The following is a 20,833-nucleotide window of genomic DNA, read 5'->3' on the forward strand; positions in this document are numbered from 1 at the left end:
CTTAGAAGCTTGCAGTGAGTGTGAAGAGCACGCGAACATCGCCTCGTTCGGGTTGAAGCCCGGCGCGCTTGAGCGGGACTGCGACCAGCGCATCGAGACCGTACCGGCCACCGAATGACAGGCGTGCGCCCGCTCCGGTCGAGTAGAGTTCGTCGTTCGGCTCCGCGCCCTCGTTCCAGATCTTGGCGAGGTCGAAGAAGGCATAGGGCTGGACAGCAAGGTCGCCCGCTCCGGCAATCGGGAGCGTCGCCGTGCGCAGTTCGGTCGTCATCGCTACGCCGCTGTCGCCGATGATCGTACCCGGATCATAGCCGCGCCCGACGGTGAAGTTGCCCGCTGCGAACTCTTCGAAGCCGAACAGACCGCCGCCAAGCGACAATTGCGCGCGCGGCCTGAAGGACAGCGCGAAGAGCTCGGAGAGCGCAAGCTCAAGATCGCCGGTAGCACGCAGGATCGAGGAGGAGGGGCTGCCATCAAGCCGACCCGGATTGATCTGGCCCGCAGGACAGGTTGGGCCGAGGCACACCGAGGTGGCGCCGAAGATATCGAGGCCCTGGCGAAACTCTAGGCTGGCCGAGGCCTGATATTGCGGCACGCGGTTTGCAAGGTCGATCGAATCGTATTCGACCCGCACCCAACCGACCCTGATCCGGTCGCGCGAGAGCGGGGCGATGAAGTCGACGTCCTGATCGATGTAGTCGAAGCCTGCGCTGGCGAAGAAATTCTCGCCCTGCGTCCTCAAAATGGGGAAGCCCGCAGAGATGCCAGCGACCAGTGTTTCGGCCTGCAGGTCCGCAGCGGGAATTCCGGCGGCCGCTGCCGTGCCGAGATCGGGCGCGGTCCATGCGTAGGTGAACTGGCCAGCGACGACCAATCCGTCACCGCCGGGGCGGAATTCGTGCCCTGCATTGATGACGTGCTGCTCGCTGAAATCGCTGCTTGCGAAATAGGACAGCGAAGTGACGTCGCCCAGACCCGTCAGACCGAAGAACTGAGCCTGCACCTGAGCGCCTAGCGGCCCCGTGGCATCGGCGCCATAATTCTGCATCGCGAAATTGAAAGCGTATTGCTCCCGCGTGACGGTGACTTCGCCGATGAGGTCGCCGGGTCCTTCGCCGCCGGGGCGGAGCGTGAGGTTGACCGTGTATCCGGGCAGATCGCGGGCAAGCAGCAGCGCGCGCTCCGCTTTGTTGCGGTCGAAAATCTCGTCTTCGGCGAGGCGGCCCAGATATTGCTGAAGCTTCGCTTCAGCACCGCGCGTTTCGCCGCGTGCCCGAACCGCGCTGATGCGACCGTAAAGCACTTCGAAATCGACCGAGCCGTCCTCGATCCTCTGCGTCGGAACTTGCGTCGCAGCGAGATAGCCTTTGTCACGCAGGATCGTGGCCGCAGCATCGCGAATTTCGCACAGGACCGCCACCGGGTGCTCCTCACCCTCGAACGGTTTCCACGCCGGCTCAAGCTCTTGGGGCGTTGCGCCTTTGAGGCCGTTGAAGTTGACCTCGCGGATGGTCAGCGAGACGTCGGCATATTGGGGATCGGCAAGAGCGCAGGGCGAGCGTTCGATCCCGCCTTCGATTTCAAGTCGCGGGGCAGGGCGCGTTTCGGTCGGCGCTATTCCTTGAAGTTCTTCGCGAGTGGGAGCGATCTGTGCGCTTGCCTCGCTTGCGGTCACTAAACCAACCGGGCCAAGCGAAATAGCCAGGCCACCTGCAATGCAGGCCTTCTTCGTGCTCATTTTTCCCCCTTGCCGTCCCCGAGCCGGCAAACCCCACGAATGTGGCGTAACTCTAGATGCCGTGGGTCTTGGGGGAAAACAGGTCAGGCTGCAAGTGACTGGAATACCTATTTTATGGGGTAACTTTATCTCATGGGATCGTTCACATCGGTTTCGCGCATATTTTGAACCCGTTAACCTGTAATACGCCAGATCAGATCCAATAAGGCGAGCCGTGCTTTGGTCTGTGCGCTAACAGGCAATCGCGCAGATCTAGGGTAAATGCCCTTGATTGATGCGCTTTATGGTTCGATGGTTGGGTGGGTGCATGGTCCGGTCAATCGCTCGCAAGAAGCGGACATCCGGTGTTTGGGGAACTTACGAAGCTAATTTTGCATGTCTGAAAAACCATCCGAAGCTTTCGGCGATCCGCTTGCGGAAAATCGCCAGTTGCAGCGTGCAATTGCGACCATGCGCGACGCGCTTGAGGACAAGGAACACGAGGCCCGGCGGCTGGTCCATGAAGCGCAAGCCGAAGCTGCTGGAGAGATCGCTCAGCTGAAGGAAACAGCCCAAAGTCTGCGTGATCAGCTGGAAGAAGAAGCTCTCGAAACCGAAGGCAAGATGCAAGCCGTGCGGGCCGAGGCCGCGGCTGAAATTCGCGAGCTTAAAGACACCGCGCAAGCGCTTCGCGAGGCCTTAGAAGATCAAAGGGCAGACGCTGCCCAGGCGCTTCAGGCCGAGCGTCAGAGCGCTCAAGCAGAGGCCGCCCAACTGCAACAGGCTCTACAGGATCAGCGCGCCGTGATCGATGAGCTGCGGGCGAGCCTTGAATCGGAAAAACAGGCGATGATCCGCGCCCATCGCGATGAAATCAGCGAGCTTGAAGCGATGGTCCAGAACCTGCGCGAACGGCTGACGGAGACACAGGCATGAACGAGCTTCCCGGCAATATCGAAAAGAAGGCGCCCGGAAAGGACGCAGCGCTGACACAGGCGCAGCGGCTCAAGCAGCTTCAGATGATCCTCGATGTCTCGCGCCAGGTGGCGTCGCTCGAAACGCTCGATGCGGTGCTCGATACGTTGGTTACGGTTGCGGTCGAAACGACGGGGGCAGAGCGCGGATCGCTCTTCCTGCACGATGCCTCTTCCGGCGAGCTTTACAGCCGGATTGCGCAAGGAATGAAGCGCCGGGAAATCCGCATTCTCGATACGATTGGCATTGCAGGGACCACGTTTCAAAGCGGCGAAGGCCTGATCATCCACGATCCGTACACCGATCCGCGCTTCAACAAGGATGTCGATGCGCAGACCGGCTTCACCACCACCTCCATCCTGGCGAGCCCGATCCGCAACGCACGCGGCGAAACCATTGGGGTCGCGCAGGTTCTGAACAAGGTCGCGGGCGAGTTCAACGAACAGGATCTCCAGGTGCTCGAAGGCATCACCTCGCAATGCGCAATCACCCTGGAATCGATGCAGCTGGTCGAGCGCATGGAAGATTCGCGCCGGCGCGAGATCGAATTTCTCAACATCGTGTCAGAGATGACCTCGGAATTGGAGCTGACCACGCTGCTGCGCCGCGTGATGACCGAAGCGACCTCCATGCTCGACGCTGAACGCTCCACTCTGTTCATCAATGACGAGAAGACGGCAGAGCTTTTCAGCCATGTGGGCGAAGGGCTGGATGCTATGGAAATCCGCCTGCCCAACCATCTTGGCATCGCAGGATCGGTGTTCACCAGCGGCGAAGCGATCAACATTCCGCACGCTTACACAGACCTGCGTTTCAACCCGGCTTTCGATAAGCAATCGGGTTTCTTCACCCGCTCGATCCTGTGCGTACCGGTAGTGAACAAATCGGGCGAGACGATCGGCGTGACGCAGGTGCTCAACAAGCGCGGCGGGCCTTTCAACGAGGAAGACGAGAGCCGCCTCAAGGCATTCACCGCGCAAATCGCCATCGGGCTCGAGAACGCGAAGCTCTTCGCCGACATCCAGTCGATGAAGAATTACAATGAGAGCATGCTTCAATCCATGTCGAACGGGGTCATCACCTTCGACGAGGAAGGCGCGAACCGCACCTGTAACCAGGCGGGCGCTCGCATTCTGCGCTGCGAGCCTGACGAGCTGATCGGGAAGTCTGCAGCTGAAGTTCTGGGTGAAGAGAACCAGTGGCTGATCGACAAGATCGCCCGCGTGTCTGAGCGGCGTACGCCAGAAAGCCTGCCAGATACCGAGCTTGTCTTTGCAGGCGAGACCGTGTCCGCCAACGTGACCGTGCTGCCGATGGAATCGGGAGAGGGCACGTCGCTCGGCACGCTTGCCATGATTGAGGACATTTCCGACGCTAAACGCGCCAAATCGACTCTGTCGCGCTACATGGACCCCGGCCTTGCATCGCAGATGCTCGCAGGCGGGGGCGAGGACGACATTCTTGGCGGCAAGGACACGACCGCGACCGTCCTGTTCTCCGACATTCGCGGCTTCACCACCATCACCGAAAAGCTCGGCGCGCAGGGGACCGTGGCGCTGCTCAACGACTATTTCGAGCTGATGGTCGACTGCATTTCAGAGCAGGGCGGGATGCTCGACAAGTTCATCGGCGATGCAATCATGGCGGCCTTCGGCATCCCGGTCGGCCACGACGATGACGAGGACCGCGGGCTTCGAGCTGGGATCAACATGATCTCCGAATTGTGGCGCTGGAACGGTGAGCGCGAGGCGCGCGGAGAGATGCCGCTCGACATGGGTCTGGGCCTCAACACCGACCGCATTGTCGCAGGCAATATCGGGTCGAAGAAGCGCATGGATTACACCATGATCGGCGACGGGGTGAACCTTGCCGCGCGGCTCGAAAGTGCGTGCAAGCAGTACTCAGCCCGCATCCTGTTGTCCGAATACACGGTTGCCAAACTGAAGGGCGTTTACCGCCTGCGCGAAGTCGACCGAGTGGTGGTGAAGGGGAAGTCTGAGCCGGTGGGCGTGTTCGAATGCCTCGACTACCACTCCGATGCGACTTTCCCGAACCTCATGGATGTGCTCGGCAATTTCAACGAGGGCGTGAAGCTCTATCGCGGCCAGGAATGGGACCGCGCGGCGGGCTACTTCAAAAAGGCGATGGAAGCGAACCCTGAGGACAAGCTCAGCCAGACCTATATCGACCGCTGTCAGCTGATGAAGGACAATCCGCCCGGCGATGAGTGGGACGGGGTCTGGATCATGAAAGAGAAATAGGCCCCGCTTACTCAGGGATCGGCGGCGTCTGCCAGAACAGCGCGACTTCCTCGTCCAGTCCGGTCACCTCGTAGCGCACCAAGGCGATCGGCAGGCGACCTGCGGCGAGGAACTGATCGTGAAATTCGCGCAAGGAGAACTCCTCTCCCAACTGGCTCGCCCGGTCGGCCAGCAGCGCATCCATCTGTAGCTTGCCAATCGTGTAGGCGACGCCGTAGCCGGGCGGGCGGCGAAGATAAATTTCAGCGTCCACGCGCGCGACATCCTCGTCCAGCCAGGGGGTCTTTTCGCGCATGTAAGCGACCGCTTCAGGCACGCTCCAGATGTTGTGCTGCATATAGACATCAGCAGGCACGCGCGCGGCGCGGAAGATGCCGAATATCTGCATGAATTCATCGGCACGCGGCGAGTGCACGGTGCCGCCTGCGAGCATGGTCGCTTCCTCGAGATAGGTTGCCCAGCCTTCGGCGCGGCCTCCATCGCTGTAACGTCCGCGGATCGGTCGTTCGTCGCGGGCGGCGAGGACTGCGTCGAAGCGGTGGCCGGGAATGACCGCGTGGACATGGTCGGGGATGGGATCGCGGAACTGGATCTGCTCCCAGAAATTGGGCCCGGTCGGGCGTTCGATAAAGGGCGTGTTGCTGCCAAGCTCGCCGACCCATGCGGGGATGGTGACGAAGTCGTCCTCGGTCAGGAAACGGCGCACAATTGCATCGGTTCTGGCGATCTTCGCGCGCTGTTCTTCGGCGCTTTGCGAGAGTTCCAGCTGCGGCAAATCGCGATTGCGGTGGCGAAGCAGGGCGAGCGCGGCTGTCATGCGCTCGTGCTCGCGCTCGGCCAGTGTCACCATTTCGCCCGAGGTGAGCGGGATCATACGGACGTGGCGAATGTACCAGTCGTACTGCTCGGCCCCGACACCGCCGGGAGCGGTCATCGTGGGGCGTTCTGCCCGAAGCCAATCGCGAAAGTCGCTCAGCGCATCGCGCGCGGCAGTGACGTCTGCGACAAGGTCAGGGCGCTGCGTGCGGCTGCGTTCAAGCAGGTCTTCGTACCATCCGATTATGCCGGGCGGTGGGACTTCGCGGTAGGGGTGGTAGTGGTTCACCCCGTCGCTGTTCTCCAGATTATGGAGCGCAAGGTCCGCGAAATCACCGGCGACCTCGGTCAGGTTCGCGCGTGCCGAAGCCAGCAGCGGTGGGACAAGGCGAAGCCGCTCGCGCAGCTTCTCGACCTCTTCGCCGTCTTCGCTCACCTCGGCAAAGGCCACGCGCATCAGCGGGTCGAGATAAAAGCCCGGATCGCGCTTCCACGGGCGAAGGACCGCGAGGTTGAAGCGGTATCCATTGAGGATCGATTTGACCGCGAGATATTCGACTTGGCTCGCGCGGGACCAGTCGACGATCGGCAGGGCGGCAAGCTTGTTCTCGAAGTACGAGAGCCCGCCGAGCTTTTCGGCCATCAGCTCATCGCCATAAACCTCCCCGATGCGCGCGCCTGAGTCGAGGACTACCCCGGCGGTGAAGCCGGGGACCATGTATTCGCGCAGTTCCTCGTGCAGTTCGACGAGCCTGTCATAACCCTCGTCACCCGCGTCCTGTGCGTGCGCTGCACCGATGAAGAACAGCGCAAGGCTCACAAATCCAACGAAAAACCGCATACCCACCTCCTGATGCGAAGGTGATGCGGGAGCGCGCCGGTTGTGTCCAGAGGCTTGGGGCAAGCGGGTCAGTAGCCGCTCGCCTGACCGTCCTTGCGCATCTCGGTCGCGCCTGCATACACGCCGGTTTCCGCATCGCGCATGATCGCCTGATAGCCGCCGAACATGATGCCGTTTGAGACAACGCGGACATTATGTCCCATGGCTCGAAGCGCCTCGACGGTGGCTTCGGGGATGCCGGGTTCGACATTCAGCGTGCCGAGCGGATCGGCTGCGGGGCCGGAGAGTGCTTCGGTAGGCTGGCGACCGCCATCGTGGTTGATGCGCGCGGCATCGCCCGCTTCCTGAATGTCCATGCCATAATCGACCATGTTGATGAGCACCTGGACATGCCCCTGCGGCTGCATCCCGCCGCCCATCAGGCCTAGGGTCATGAACGGCTCGCCATCCTTTTTCACGAAGGCGGGAATGATAGTATGGAACGGGCGTTTGCCCGGCTCGTAGGCGTTGGGGTGCGCGGGATCGAGGCTGAAGAGCTCGCCGCGGTCCTGAAACATGAAGCCCAGACCATCGGGCACCAGCCCGCCGCCCATGCCGCGATAGTTCGACTGGATGAGGCTCACCATCAAGCCGCTTTCGTCGGTGACGGTGAGGTAGGTCGTGTCGCCTTCGCCTTCGAGCTTGGGTTCGCCGGGTCCGAATTCGGGCGTTGCGCGGGCAGGGTCAATAAGCGCGAAACGTTCGCGGCCATATTCCTCGCTCAGCAGTTCCTCAGGGAAACGGGTGAAGTCGGGGTCGGCATAGAAGCGCGCGACGTCGGCATAGGCAAGGCGCTTGGCCTCTGTGATGTAGTGAATGACCTCGGGGCTGCCGCGCTCCCACTGGGAAAGATCGACGTTCTTGAGGATGTTGACCATCTGCAGCGCGGCGAAACCCTGCGTGTTGGGCGGCAGTTCGCACAGCTCGAACCCGTCGCGATATTCGGCGCAGGCCGGTTCGACCCAGTCGCTCTTGTGCGCGGCAAAGTCGTCCATTGTGTAGGCAGAACCCTGGCGCTGGAGGTAGTCAACCATGGTCTCAGCCAACTCGCCCTTATAGAACGCATCGCGCCCTTCGCGCCCGATGGTCTCAAGCGTGTTGGCAAGGTCCGGGTTCTTGAAGACATCGCCTGCCTTGGGCGCGGTGCCATCGGGGAAATAGGTCGCGCGGGCGTTGTCGAATTCGAACGGATAGCTCTCCAGCCGGCCCGCATAGGCGCGCAGGCTGCGGTCGAGATACATGGCGATGATCGGGGCAACCGGGTGCCCTTCGCGCGCATATTCGACTGTCGGGGCAAGGATCTCGCTCATCGGAAGCTTGCCGAACCGTTCGTGCATCGCGAACCAGCCATCGACCGTGCCGGGGATTGTGACCGGGAGCGGGCCAACCGGTGGAAGCGCATCCGCTCCGTCCAGTTTCTCAAGCAGTTGATCAAGCGTCTGCCCCATCGGTGAGCGGCCCGACCCGTTGAGACCGTAAAGCTTGTCGGTCGCAGGGTCGTAGATGATCGCGAAGATATCGCCGCCGATCCCGTTGCCGGTGGGCTCCATCAGGCCGAGCGCTGCGTTGGCGGCTATCGCTGCATCCACCGCGCTGCCGCCATCGCGAAGGATCTGGAGAGCGATCTGCGTCGCGAGCGGGTGAGCCGTCGCGGCCATTCCGTGCTCGGCATAGACCGGGCTGCGCGACCAGTTTGCGCCCACGGGGCGTCCGCCAGCACCGATCTGTTCCTCGATCGGTTTTGCCTCTTGCGCGAGCGCAGGGGCAGGCACAGTCACGGGGGCGAGAGCAAGGGCCGAGATTCCGGCGGCGATGGCAAAACGCATGATTGTCTCCTTTGGAGGGATTAACGCCTCAGGCGGTCCTTTTTTCCCGCTTCTTTCGCGCCTTCACCATGCGTGGCAACAGGAACAGATATCCGCCCGTTCCCCACATGATGATGAGCAAGATGCCCGTAGGCAGGAAAATATAGAGCTTCACCCAGTCGGCGAAGAACGACCCGTCATGGATCGTCTCGATCAGGTCCGAGCGGCGGTAGGCGACCTTAAGCACTTCGGCGGTCTTTGAGTCGACTTGGACCTCCCAGCCTGACTTCGCGCGCAGCTTCGCCATGCCGCGATCGACGCGCAGGTCGATGCGGTCGATGTCGGACCATTCCTCAATGCCCGCCTCGGGATGCTGACGGGCGGCGGCCAGCATCTGGTCGAAGCTCGCCTGCGGCAATTGTGCTTCGGCCACGCCGCGCGCGGTGCCCGGCTGGATCCACTCGATCTCTTTCTTGAGCATGAGAAAGCCGCCGGCGCCGAACATGATCGCGGCGGGGACGAATACGGCGAGAGAAAGCCAGTAGTGGACCTGACGAAACAGGCGTTTGGGGTTCATGGGAGTATTCCTGACGCGGGGACCTATCCAAGGCAAGCCCCCGCGCTGGGTCTTTCAGTTATTGCGGAAGCGCGCTTCCCGGCACCCACGGTGCGCCTGCTGCTGCAAGCTCAGCCTCGAAGGCCGGGATCGTGCTTTCAGTGAGCGTGCGCAGGCGGTCGCGGATCGCTCCGAATTCTGCCTGGGCGTAGCCGAACTGTTCGCGGTGCGTCTGGGTCGGACCATAAGTCGACCCGCTCACCCCGAACATCACGCGGCCAAGACGGCTGCGAACCGTGGGCTGCGTGCGCTCATAGATCGCGTTGCGCGCTTCATTCCCGTTGAGCATCTCGTCTAGCGTGCGCACTTCGGCGCGGATCGCGTCGAGCCGGTTGTCGAGCGTTGCCGGATCACCGCCCGGTGCTGCCCGTACGGCTGCGGCCATCAGGCCGACCCGGCGCTCGACATCATTGAGCGTCGACGCCACCGCCGAGACACGGCGGTCGAATGCAGCGATTTCTGCCCAGAAGTCAGAAGCGCCTACCTGTGCCGGAAGCGCACCTTCGCGAAGGCGTTCGACAGTGAAAGGCTGCGGACCGACAAGCTCGGTGGTCTGGCCGCGAACCCGCTTCGACATCGAGACGGTGTATTCGCCCGGTGCGACGAGGAAGCCTGAACGCTCCGACCCGCTGCGTGCGACTGAGGTCGAAGGATAGCGCAGGTTCCAGTTGACGCGGTGGAAACCCTTCTTGGCAGGTCCCTTGATCCGGCGAACAACGTTTCCTTCGGAATCGCGCACAGTTAGCCAGATGGCAGGGTCTTCTTCCTGAAGCTCTGCGGTCAGCGCATCGAAGCTGGGGAAGGGCGTGTCGTCGCCAGCCTTGACCAGCGGACGTTCGCGTTCCTGGCGCATGGCTTCGAGCGACTGGATGTCGTCGGCTAGATAGTAGGTGAAGTTCGCGCCGAATTCGGGGTTGGGAGCCATGTAGTATCCGTGCCCCTGCGAACCGCCGCGCGAGAAGGCGAGTTCCGGCTTCTCGATATACCACCAAGCCTTGCGACCCGGGAACAGCATCGCTTCCTGCCCAAGGCTCGCCTCGCTGAGCGTGCGAAGCGGCGAGATGTCATCGACGATGAAGAAACCACGGCCAAAGCTAGCGGCCACAAGGTCATCCTCGCGCCGCTGTATCGTGACGTCGCGGAACGAAATCGTCGGTGCATCGCCCGAAAGCTTGGTCCACTTTTCCCCGCCATCGAGGCTGAAGAACAGCGCAAACTCGGTCGCGGTGAACAGCAGGTTGGGGTTCACATGGTCCTGAACCAGGCGCCAGACGAGGTGCCGGTCGGGAATGTTCGCCGCAATGCTGCGCCAAGTGCGACCGCGGTCACTGCTCTTGAGCAGATACGGTTTGAAGTCGCCGTATTTGTGATTGTCGAGCGCGACATAAACGGTGTTCACGTCATGCAGATCGGCGCGAATATCGTTGACGAACGCGGTCGCCGGAACGCCCGGAAGCGAGCCGACTTCGACCTGGCGCCAGTTCGCGCCGCCATCTTCCGTTACCTGGATGAGGCCGTCGTCGGTGCCGACGTAAAGCAGGCTTTCGTTGAGCGGAGATTCCCCGATCGAAGTGATCGTGTTGTACTGGCTCATCGCGTAGATGTCCCACGGCGCATCCCAGCTCCACTGGCGGTCCATGACGGGCAGGCGCATGCGGTTTTCATTGCGGGTGAGATCGCCCGAGATCGCAGTCCAGCTGTCGCCGCGATTGTTCGAACGCCACAGGCGCTGCGAAGCAAAGTAGAGGCGGGTGGGCTCATGCTGGCTGACCCAGATCGGCGAATCCCAGTTCCAGCGCGGAATATCATCGCCCGGAGCAGGCTGTGGCTGAATGCGCACGACTTCGCCGGTGATCCGGTCGACGCGCGCAAGGTTCCCCTGCTGCGACTGCGCATACATGATGTTGGGATTGCCCGGCTCGGTCGCGGACTGGTGGCCATCACCGCCAAGCGTCACGAACCAGTCGTCGTTGCGGATGCCCTGACGGTTATCGGTGCGCGAAGGACCGCCTTGTGAGTTGTTGTCCTGCGTGCCGCCATAGACGTAGTAGAACGGTTCGGCATCATCGACCGCGACCTTGTAGAACTGCGTGATCGGCAGGTTGTTGATGAAGCGCCAGGTCTTAGTGTGATCCCAGCTTTCATAGAGGCCACCGTCAGACCCGAACATGATGTATTCAGGATCAGTCGGGTGGAACGCGATGGCGTGGTCATCGACGTGCTTCAGGTCGTTGTTGAGACCGTAGAAAGTCTTCCCGCCATCATTCGAAATCTGCGAGGTGTTCGAGACAAGGTAGATGCGGTCGAAGAAATGCGGGCTGGCGTAAAGCTCCTGATAGTAGTGCGGGCCGGTGCCGCCGCTGACCGTGTCGGACATCTTGGTCCAACTCGATCCGCGATTGTCCGAACGCCAAACGCCGCCATCGCGTCGGTCAAGCTCGATCGCGGCGTAGACGACGTCAGGCTGCATGGGTGAGATGGCGAGGCCGATCTTGCCCTTGTTGCCGCCGGGGATGCCGCTCTTCAGCTCGGTCCATGTGTCACCGCCATCTTCGCTGCGCCACAGACCGGTTTCCGGGCCGCCACCGATGTAGGCGGCTACCGTGCGGTGACGCTGCCAAAGCGCTGCGTAGAGCCGGTCAGGATTGCTGGGATCAATCACGAGATCGCCTGCGCCGGTATATTCGCCAGCGGACAGGACATTCTCCCAAGTTTCGCCGCCATCAGTCGTCTTGTAGACGCCGCGCTCACCGCCCGGCGACCACAGCGGGCCTTGAGCTGCGACCCAGACAGTGTTCGAATCTTCCGGGTGGACGATGATGTTGCCGATCCGCTCGGTCCCTTCGAGACCCTTCTTGGTCCAGCTCTTGCCGCCGTCTTCGGAGAGGTAGATGCCATCGCCGTAGCCAGCGTGGCGGCCCCCGTGGTTCTCACCCGTGCCGACCCAGATGCGGCTAGGATCGGATGGATCGAGGCCGAGAGAGCCGATGGAGTAGGAGCCTTGTCCGTCGAACAGGCTGGTCCAAGTCGTGCCGGCATTTTCGGTCTTCCAGACACCTCCTGAGCCCACGGCCACATACCAGGTGGCTGGATCGTCCTGAACGATGGCGATGTCGGCGATGCGTCCCGACATGAAGGCAGGGCCGATATTGCGAAGCTTGAAAGCGCTGAACGTGCTGCTCGACAGCGCTGGTTTGTCCTCCTCGGTTTCGTCCTGCGCAACAGCAACCTGACCGAGCCCCAGAATAGCGGCAGCGGCGAGAACAAGCCTCGAAAATTTCATGTGATTCAGCCCCTCGTAAAACGAGCGCGCACGGTCCTGAAGCGATGGCGCGCTCGCAAGCCCCAGCCGATGAACGGTCAACGACTATCGTTGGCCGTCACAATCGACGTCTCGGGTGAGGGTGTAGCAAAGTTGTCGCGCTTGGCCAGCGCGATGGCTAGGCAGATTAGTCGTGCTGGTGCTCGCCCGCTTCGTATTCGCCGCGCGGTGCATCGATCAGGCCGGAGAAGAAGATCGCGTTCATCAGCAGCTTCTCGGTCCCGGCATAGGTGCCGCGGAAAACCGGGTTGTCGGCCATCAGGATCACCGTCCCGCGCCGCATACGCTCCGCCACGACCGATGGCGTACCGCCGATTTCGTCGAGACGTCTGCGCGAGGCATAGCCTGAAAGCAGCGGGTCATTCTCGTACTGCACCGGAACCGCATAGGGGTTCCCCTCAGGCCGCATCAGCGTGAAAGTGACGTTGCGGTGGACTGGCAGTTCGCGGTTCGCATAGCCGAAGCCGAGCGGGTGGCTGGTGTCGATATCCGCTGCAAAGATCGAGCCGCCGATCACGTCCTGCGCATCGCGAACGGAAAGCTCGGAGAAGTTCAAACGCTCGGCCGTTTCCTCGCTGTCGCTTTCGTCCTTCTCCTCATCCTCGTCCTTTTCGCGGCCAAGGATCGCACCCTGCGCCCACAATGCCGCGCTGCGCGTTGCGATCAGCGTGCCGCCGTCCTCGATCCAGCCCTTGACCTCTTCGGTCACGCCTTCGCTCAGAGCAGCATTGCCGCCGACCAGCACGAGGTGGGTGTAATCGCTCCAGGGAAGCGAGCCGAGATCGTCTTTCTTCACCAGCGTCACCGGCATGCGGTGATTATGGTCAAGCGTCCACCAGACCTCACCATAATCGTAGCGCGACAGACCGCCATCATAGGCGAGCACTACGCGCGGATTTTCGAGCGAGCGGAACACGCCGGTCGCGCCAAGGTCGCGGCCCGTGTCGGGCGTCGAACCGGAGGACACGGCGTAGACCGGCACGCCATCTTCAGCGGCAATGGTCTGCATGACCGCGTGAATGTCTGCTGCCGAGCTTTCCTGCCGCGCGAGTGGCACGAAGATCGAACCGCGTCCGAACTGAATGTTACCCGCGGTGGTCGGGAACATCGCTTCTTCCATCGCGGCGCGGGCCATGATGTCCTTTGACAGGATGCGGTTGAGCGCGCGCGGCGCGTAGGTGTGCGACCAGTCGAAGACATAGCCATAGCGCGCCCGCTCAGGTGCAGGGGCGCTCTGGAACGCGCCATCCGCGCGTGCTCCCCCATTGCCGCTGCCAATGCGCGCATATTCGAGGTCGTAGGCGAGCGGGAGGGTCCAGCCCGAAACATCGTAGAAGATGTTCTCTTCAAACTCGGTGATGCGTTCGAAGATGCCGCGGATCATGCGGTTGTTGGTCTGCGCATCGGGCACGAAGTAGCTGGTCGAGGCGCGGAATGTGCGCCCGCCTGCGGTGACGTCCGATCCGAGGCGGGTCACGCGAATGTCGTGCATATTGAGAAGGCGCACAAAGCGCGCAGCTCGCTCAGGATCGCCCTCGGCGGTGAAGACCCAGCCGCCAGCGCCGCCGTTGCGGGCGTTCTGGGCGAAGAAGTCACGCTGGTAAGCGGTGATTTCGTTGCGCAGGTCGAGCGAGCCCTGGATTGAGGTCAGCGCCGTACGGAAATGGGTGCGGGCATTGTCTGCTGTGGTGACGAGGCCTCGCTCGGTCTGGATCGCGCCGCCGCGCGCCGCGCCCGCTTCGAACAAGATGCCAAGCGCGCCGTTGATCTGCGGGTAGGTAGAACCCTTGCCGATGTAGAAATTGTCGAAGCCTTCCTCACTCGAATAGAGCCGCGCTTCGCTGTCCATCCATGCGGCATGGCGCTGCGCGATCTGCTTGGTGAGGTCACGCGCGCGCACCGGGATGAGCGGATTGCGACGCAGCTCTTCGCCGGGGTGGAAGTAGTATGGCGAGGCAGAGCCCATCTCGTGATAGTCGACAGAGACCATCGGTTTCCACTTGTGCCATTCGCGGATCCACGCCTGGCTTTCGGGCTGCGTCAGCAGCAGCCATTGGCGGTTAAGGTCGAAGCCGTAATGGTTGGTGCGCGCATCGACCCACAAATTGTGCGCAGCATCGTTCGGGTCGGTGTTGTCGGCATAGGACCAGAACTTTTCGACATGATCGACGCGGCGCGAATGCCCGTCGGGGTTGAAGGCGACGGTGAGCACGATCACCGCATTGCTAAGCTGCGCTTCGATCTGCGGGCCTTGCGCTGCTGCAAGGTGATAAAGCGTCGGGATCGAGCCGACCATGCCGGTCGTCTCTGCCCCGTGAACGCCCCAATTGATCCACAGCACCATCGGCGCTGCATCGGCCGACGCATTGCCCTGCGCGCGGGCCAAGTGGGTCTGGCGAATGCTCTCGATATTCGCGTGGTTCTGCGGGCTGGTGACGGTGAAGGTCAGGATCGGGCGGCGTTCGTGCGAGTAGCCGATCGTCTCTACCGTGATCCTGTCCGAGCGGGCGGCTAGGTCGCGCAGATAGGCGACAAGGTCTGCGTAGCGCACCGGACGCTCGCCAATTTCGTAGCCTGCGCTGTCCTCGAAAGACGGGATGCTCTCGTCATAGGTGACGCCTGCAACCTGGAAGAATTCGACCGGCTCGGCAGCGACAGGAGCCGCTGCGAATGGAATCGAAAAAGCGGCAAGGGCGGCGAGAGCGCGGCGCAGCATGGGCAATCCTCGTAGACGTGACTGTTTGAACCAGCGCCTTGGACAAGGCGCCATTTGTGCCTCTCGCTAGCCCATGCGCCGCGCAAGTCAAATTTCGATCGAAATGGCCGCTTGATGCGAGCCGCATGCCCGCTATGGTTTTGCACAAAGGGGAGAACAATTTATGCGCTCATCGTTTATCGCAACCACCGGACTTGCTTTGGTTTTTGGCCTCGGAGCCACCGTGCCCGCTGCGGCGCAGGACGGCTACCAGACCCCGCCGCCGGAGGTGACCGATATCGTCACCCGCGCTCCTGCACCGCGCGTCTCGATCTCGCCTGATAATGACCTCATCCTGCTGATGGAGCGCGAGGCCCTGCCGCCGGTTGCCGACCTTGCGCGACCCATGGAAAAGCTCGCCGGGATCCGCCTCGATGCGAGCATCAATGACCGCTACGGCACGCGCGCCTTTGTCGGCTTGTCGCTTCAGGACATCGCCACCGGCGAGGTGCGGGCCATCGACCTGCCGGCCAATGCGGACATCTCGGACGTGGCGTGGTCCACCGATGGGTCGAAGATCGTCTTCACCAACACGCGCGCTGACGCGATGGATGTTCACGTCCTCAACACCGCCAGCGGCGCGGTTGCTACATTGATGACCGGCGGAGTGAACCCGGTGTTCCAGAGCCCCAGCTGGCTGCCCGGCGGTTCGCTTCTCACGCTCGCCATTCCGTCCGATCGCGGCGCAAAGCCGATAGAATCGCTTACGCCCCAAGGCCCGGCGATCCAGGACGCATCGGGCGGGCAGGAAGCGCAAACCCGTACTTTTCAGAACCTGCTCGAAAACCCGCATGACGAGGCGATGTTCAAATGGCTCGCCACCAGCCAGCCGGTGATCATGGACGCCGATGGCTCAAACAAGCGCATGGTCGGCGAACCGCGCATCTACACCAGCGTCAGCGCTTCGCCCGATGGGCAATACCTGCTGATGGAATGGATCAACGAGCCGTTCTCCTACCAGGTGCCGTGGTATCGTTTCCCGCGGACGAGCGCGATCTACACGATGGACGGCGACCTCGTCTCTACCATCGTCGAACAGCCGCTTGCCGATGCACTGCCGGTGCAGGGCGTCGTTACCGGAAGGCGCAACATTCAGTGGCATCCGGGCGAAGACGCGATGCTGATGTGGGTCGAGGCGCAGGACGGCGGCGACCCGCGCACCGAAAGCGACAATCGCGATAACGTGCTCGCCTTCGAGGCGCCATTCACGGGCGAGGGCCGTGTGCTCGCACGGCTCGAAGACCGCGCATCGGGCGCGATGGGGATCGAGGGCACCGACGATCTCATCGTCTATGAATATGACCGTGACACGCGCGAGCTTCGCCAGACGCTGGTCGATGTGCGCGATGGCGATGCGTCGCGTGAGCTCGGCCTCCGCAATGTGCAGGATGCCTACAACGATCCCGGCAGCCCGCTGATGACGACCAACGAATACGGCAAATATGTCGCGCGCAATGTCGACGGAAAGCTGCTGCTGACCGGATCGGGCGCAACGCCCGAGGGCCTGCGTCCCTTCCTGCGCCGCTTCGATCTGGCCTCGCTCGAGACCGAAGAGGTCTGGCGCAATTCTGGCGAGCAGCTTGAATCGGTGATCGACGTCGTGACCGAGGATGGCAGCGAGTTCATCACATTCTACGAAAGCCCGACCAATCCGGGCAATGTGAAGCTTTACTCCGATGGCGGAGAGCGCTTCCTCACGAACTTCCCCGACCCGCACCCCGAACTGACCGGTATCAAGCGTGAGCTTGTGACATACACCCGCGAGGATGGGGTGGAGCTGACCGCAACGCTCTATCTCCCGCCCGAATACAAGGAGGGCGAGAAGGTGCCGGTGGTCGTGTGGGCCTACCCTCGCGAATTCAACAACGCGGCGACCGCAGGACAGAACCGCGATTCGCCGTACCGCTTCACCCGGATCGGCGGCTATTCGCACCTGTTCTTCCTGACGCAGGGATACGCCGTGCTCGACCGCGCTTCGATGCCGGTGGTCGGGTCGGACCCGGAGACGGTCAACGACACCTTCATCGAACAGGTCGTCTCCAATGCGCAGGCAGCTGTCGATTTCACGGTTGAACGCGGCTTTGGCGACGGGGTGCGGCTGGGTGTCGGCGGGCACAGCTATGGCGCCTTCATGACCGCTCATCTCTTGGCGCGCAGCGACCTGTTCCGCGCAGGCATCGCGCGTTCGGGCGCGTACAACCGCACACTCACCCCGTTCGGTTTTCAGGCAGAACGCCGCATCTTCTGGGACACGCCCGAGACCTACTACCGCCTCAGCCCCTTCATGGCGGCGAACATGATCAACGAGCCGGTCCTGTTCATCCACGGCGACAATGACAGCAATTCAGGCACCTTCCCGCAGCAGTCGGAGCGCATGTTCGCAGCGGTGAAGGGCACGGGCGGCACCGCGCGCCTCGTCATGCTGCCGCATGAGGATCACGGTTATCGCGGCCGCGAATCCGTGCTGCACACGCTTCACGAGATGTTCGAATGGTTCGACGCCCACGTGAAGAATGCGGAGGTCCAGGAGGGCGGCTAAGGCCTGATCGAATTGGAAAAGAGCAGGAGGCTGGTGCCGGTTAGAGGATTCGAACCCCTGGCCTGATGATTACAAATCAACTGCTCTACCAACTGAGCTAAACCGGCGTGCCTGCGGTGCGTTCTCGCAAAGAGAGCGCCCGCTAGCCGCAAAGCGCCCCTTCTGTCCAGATGGCAAAGCCACTTGCGCGCAAAGAGGGGGCGCATTTCGGTTTGCCGAAGACAGTTTGCACTTTGTCGAATGGCCAGCAAATGGCCTTGCATCCCGCCTGCTTAAGATACATCTTAGTGCCACAAGAAAGGGGCGAATGGTGGACGACAATCTGCACAAACAGATGGTTTTTGAAGAGAACCGCAAGTCAACGGGGGTGGCTTACCTCCTATGGCTTTTCCTTGGCTGGTTCGGGGTTCACCGCTTCTACACGGGCAACACCAAGTCCGGTGCCATTCAGCTTGTCCTGACCCTGACAGGGATCGGTTTTCTGCTCGTCACGTTCTGGTGGTGGCTGTTCGATGCGCTGCTGGTGCCGGGCCTCGTGAACGAGCGCAATCGCAACACGATCGACATGATCAACGCCTCGATGTCCTACCGCGAAGGCGAGCACGTCGAAGAGCCGCGCCGCGTCGAGAGTGAGGCTGATCGCAGGCGCGAGGCAATGCTCGAGGACCTGCGGCAAACCGGCTACCGCAAGGAACGCCGCAGCGACTACTCGCAGTTGTATCGTTGACTTTTCGCGCCCGCATCCGCGGGCGCGTCCTCGCTAGATGCGCAGCAAAGCTGCGCCCGCTGCAGGCGGGCGGTCGCCCTTGCGGTCGCTGACGCGACCGTTTCCTGAACTCTCACAACCCTCCGAAAGTCCAGCCTTCGGTCCAGGCGATTTCCGCTGTCAGGCAGCGTGGCTCCCATCGCTCGGGCTCGCTTGCGGTCTTGCGTAGCCATGCGGCGGTTAGCAGCGCATCGGAGGAATGGTCGTCAATCTCGCCGAACTTGTCGACCGGCGGACTGTCGAGCGCGCCGATGGCAGCGTTGAGGTCGGCATAGGTCAGCAGTTTGGTGCGCGTGCCGTTCCTTCCACCCAGCGCATCGGCGGCTTCGCGTGAGGCGAGGCCGGTATAGATCTCGACCAGCATCGAGCCGCCCTGTTTGAGCCGTTTTTCCGGGACCGGGTCCATCGGCCAAACTGGCAAAGACCCACGCAGTTTGTGCAGCATGCGCATGCCGGTTAGCGAGCTTTTGCCCACCTGCGCCGCACCCACCAGATTGAAGTTTGAAACGGGGCGGCACTTCTGGCGCCATTGAGCGACTTCGGCTTCGCGCAACCGGCCCGTCTTGCTCGCCGCATCTGGTAGGTGGAAGCGGTCGCCCTCATCGCCCTTGCCGTGCCGGAAGTAGCGCCGAGCCTCAACGTGTTCGACAAAACTGTGCGCGCCAAGGTGTGGGTCGTCTTTGCAAATCTCGTCGATCAGCGCCCAGAGCTTCTTGGCGTGGCTGGGAGATCGATCCCAGCCGGGAAAGAACGCGCCGCAATCGTTGAAGGGGAGCGATATGCCGAGGTCGATCCCGACAAGTGTATTGGCGGGCAACTCGTCGCGCAGCAGGTGAAAGACATCGACCCGCGACCAACCGCCAGAGGGTGGCTCCACCAGCACCGGAGGGCCACCCGCCGCCTCGGCAATGGCGAGCGCTATGCCCTTGTGCCGCTCACCTTTGGCGCCCGACCAATCGACAGCAAGGAAGTGGTCCCAGTCCCTCATGATTGGCGCTCGCTGCGCAGCTTGTCCCAATATGCGATCCGCTCACGAACCTTGCGCTCGAACCCGCGCTCAACCGGCTCGTAGAAGGTCTGCGGCTCCATTTCCTCTGGCCAATAATTGTCGCCCGAAAAGCCTTCGTCGGTGTTGTGGTCGTAGGCGTAGCCTTCGCCGTACCCGATATCCTTCATCAGCTTGGTCGGCGCGTTGAGGATGTTGGCCGGCGGCATCAGCGAACCTGTCTCCTTCGCGGCGCGGAAGGCGGATTTTTGCGCGGCATAGGCAGCGTTCGATTTGGGCGCGGTGGCGCAATAGAGGCAGGCCTGCACAATCGCGAGTTCACCTTCGGGGCTGCCCAGGAACTGGAAGGCGTCCTTTGCCGCAAGACACTGAGTGAGCGCCTGCGGGTCGGCAAGGCCGATGTCTTCCGATGCAAAGCGCACGAGGCGCCGCAGTACGTAGAGTGGCTCTTCGCCTGCGGTCAGCATCCGCGCGAGGTAATAGAGCGACGCCTGCGGATCAGAGCCGCGCAAGGATTTGTGAAGGGCGCTGATGAGGTTGTAATGCCCGTCGCGATCCTTGTCATAGACCGCAACGCGCCGCTGCAGGAATGCGCCGAGAGCCGCCGGATCGAGCGGCGCGTCAAGTTTCGCATTGTAGAGCGTCTCGGCCTGTCCAAGCAGGAAGCGCCCGTCGCCATCGGCGCTCGCAATCAGGGCTGCGCGCGCGTCCTCGGTAAGGGGGAGGGGGCCTTCGAGTTGCTCGGCGCGCGAGAGCAGTTTTTCCAGCGCTTCATGGCTTAGCCGTTCGAGGATCAGCACCTGTGCCCGGCTCAGCAGTGCAGCGTTGAGGGCAAAGCTTGGGTTCTCGGTCGTCGCGCCGACCAGCGTGACCGTCCCGCGTTCGACAAAAGGAAGGAAACCGTCCTGTTGCGCGCGGTTGAAGCGGTGGATTTCGTCCACAAACAGCAGCGTGGTCTTGCCCGCATCGGCCATCTTGTCGGCTTCGGCAAAGGCCTTTTTCAGGTCAGCCACGCCCGAAAAGACGGCGCTGATCGAGACGAAACGCATGCCCACCGCATCTGCGAGCAAGCGCGCTATGCTGGTCTTGCCCGTGCCCGGCGGGCCCCAAAGCACCATGCTGGCAAGGCGGCCTGCCGCTACCATCCGCCCAATTGCGCCCTCCGGGCCTGTCAGGTGCTCCTGCCCGATAACCTCATCAAGCGAGCGCGGGCGCAGGCGGTCGGCGAGCGGGGCATCAGCGCGCGGTTCGTCCGCAGCGCGGGCGGGCGGGGGATCATCTGCAAACAAATCGGCCATTCGTGGATCGAGATAAGCCACTCGTCGGAAAAAGCCATATCGCGCGACCAGACCCCTTGAAGAGATAGGTCAAAGAT

The 20,833-nt window shown here is 62.2% G+C and carries 12 protein-coding genes and 1 tRNA gene; 4 read left to right on the plus strand and 9 right to left on the minus strand.

The features are described from left to right. Window position 1: 1 nt before the first annotated feature. The gene (locus NAP1_RS01110) at window positions 2-1,738 is read right to left on the minus strand and encodes a ShlB/FhaC/HecB family hemolysin secretion/activation protein (protein ID WP_007163363.1); all 1,737 of its coding nucleotides are present in this window, start codon (window positions 1,736-1,738) and stop codon (window positions 2-4) included. 375 nt (window positions 1,739-2,113) lie between these two features. Here NAP1_RS01110 and NAP1_RS01115 point away from each other — a divergent pair, with 375 nt between their 5' ends. Together NAP1_RS01115 and NAP1_RS01120 are read left to right on the plus strand one after the other, a co-directional pair. Further along, on the plus strand, window positions 2,114-2,653 hold the full coding sequence (locus NAP1_RS01115; protein ID WP_007163364.1) for a hypothetical protein: 540 nt from the start codon (window positions 2,114-2,116) through the stop codon (window positions 2,651-2,653). Next, window positions 2,650-4,953 (plus strand): GAF domain-containing protein, encoded by a 2,304-nt coding sequence (locus NAP1_RS01120; RefSeq protein WP_007163365.1) that lies wholly within the window; start codon window positions 2,650-2,652, stop codon window positions 4,951-4,953. The genes NAP1_RS01115 and NAP1_RS01120 overlap by 4 nt, the downstream gene beginning before the upstream one ends. Before the next feature lie 7 nt (window positions 4,954-4,960). Here the strand turns inward: NAP1_RS01120 and NAP1_RS01125 are convergent, their stop codons facing one another. From NAP1_RS01125 to NAP1_RS01145, 5 genes are all read right to left on the minus strand, one after another. Then, a complete protein-coding gene (locus tag NAP1_RS01125) occupies window positions 4,961-6,610 on the minus strand; it encodes a DUF885 family protein (protein WP_007163366.1) in 1,650 nt (549 codons plus the stop codon). A gap of 68 nt (window positions 6,611-6,678) precedes the next feature. Beyond that, window positions 6,679-8,475: a gamma-glutamyltransferase gene (gene ggt, locus NAP1_RS01130; protein ID WP_007163367.1), complete on the minus strand. Its 1,797-nt coding sequence runs from the start codon at window positions 8,473-8,475 to the stop codon at window positions 6,679-6,681. Window positions 8,476-8,503: 28 nt separating this feature from the next. Then, complete coding sequence (locus NAP1_RS01135; RefSeq protein ID WP_007163368.1) at window positions 8,504-9,031, minus strand: PepSY-associated TM helix domain-containing protein; 528 nt, start codon at window positions 9,029-9,031, stop codon at window positions 8,504-8,506. 58 nt (window positions 9,032-9,089) lie between these two features. Further along, window positions 9,090-12,353 (minus strand): glycosyl hydrolase, encoded by a 3,264-nt coding sequence (locus NAP1_RS01140; RefSeq protein ID WP_050750446.1) that lies wholly within the window; start codon window positions 12,351-12,353, stop codon window positions 9,090-9,092. A 166-nt stretch (window positions 12,354-12,519) separates the two neighbouring features. After that, window positions 12,520-15,108 carry a M14 family zinc carboxypeptidase gene (locus NAP1_RS01145; protein WP_007163370.1) on the minus strand — a complete coding sequence of 863 codons (2,589 nt, stop codon included), beginning with the start codon at window positions 15,106-15,108 and terminating at the stop codon, window positions 12,520-12,522. 163 nt (window positions 15,109-15,271) lie between these two features. On the opposite strand from NAP1_RS01145, the gene NAP1_RS01150 reads away from it, so the two are divergent. Next, window positions 15,272-17,686 carry a prolyl oligopeptidase family serine peptidase gene (locus NAP1_RS01150; protein ID WP_007163371.1) on the plus strand — a complete coding sequence of 805 codons (2,415 nt, stop codon included), beginning with the start codon at window positions 15,272-15,274 and terminating at the stop codon, window positions 17,684-17,686. A 31-nt stretch (window positions 17,687-17,717) separates the two neighbouring features. On the opposite strand, the gene NAP1_RS01155 is transcribed toward NAP1_RS01150, so the two are convergent. Continuing rightward, a tRNA-Thr gene (locus NAP1_RS01155) sits at window positions 17,718-17,793 on the minus strand. A 200-nt stretch (window positions 17,794-17,993) separates the two neighbouring features. Here NAP1_RS01155 and NAP1_RS15755 point away from each other — a divergent pair. Continuing rightward, complete coding sequence (locus tag NAP1_RS15755) at window positions 17,994-18,413, plus strand: TM2 domain-containing protein (RefSeq protein ID WP_007163372.1); 420 nt, start codon at window positions 17,994-17,996, stop codon at window positions 18,411-18,413. Between the two features lie 112 nt (window positions 18,414-18,525). Here NAP1_RS15755 and NAP1_RS01165 read toward each other — a convergent pair whose 3' ends face one another. Together NAP1_RS01165 and NAP1_RS01170 are read right to left on the minus strand one after the other, a co-directional pair. Next, window positions 18,526-19,440, minus strand: coding sequence for a hypothetical protein (locus NAP1_RS01165; RefSeq protein ID WP_007163373.1), 915 nt, complete (start codon window positions 19,438-19,440; stop codon window positions 18,526-18,528). Then, on the minus strand, window positions 19,437-20,756 hold the full coding sequence (locus tag NAP1_RS01170; RefSeq protein WP_007163374.1) for a replication-associated recombination protein A: 1,320 nt from the start codon (window positions 20,754-20,756) through the stop codon (window positions 19,437-19,439). The genes NAP1_RS01165 and NAP1_RS01170 overlap by 4 nt, the downstream gene beginning before the upstream one ends. Window positions 20,757-20,833 lie beyond the last annotated feature (77 nt).

The organism is Erythrobacter sp. NAP1, assembly GCF_000152865.1.
Lineage (GTDB): Bacteria > Pseudomonadota > Alphaproteobacteria > Sphingomonadales > Sphingomonadaceae > Erythrobacter.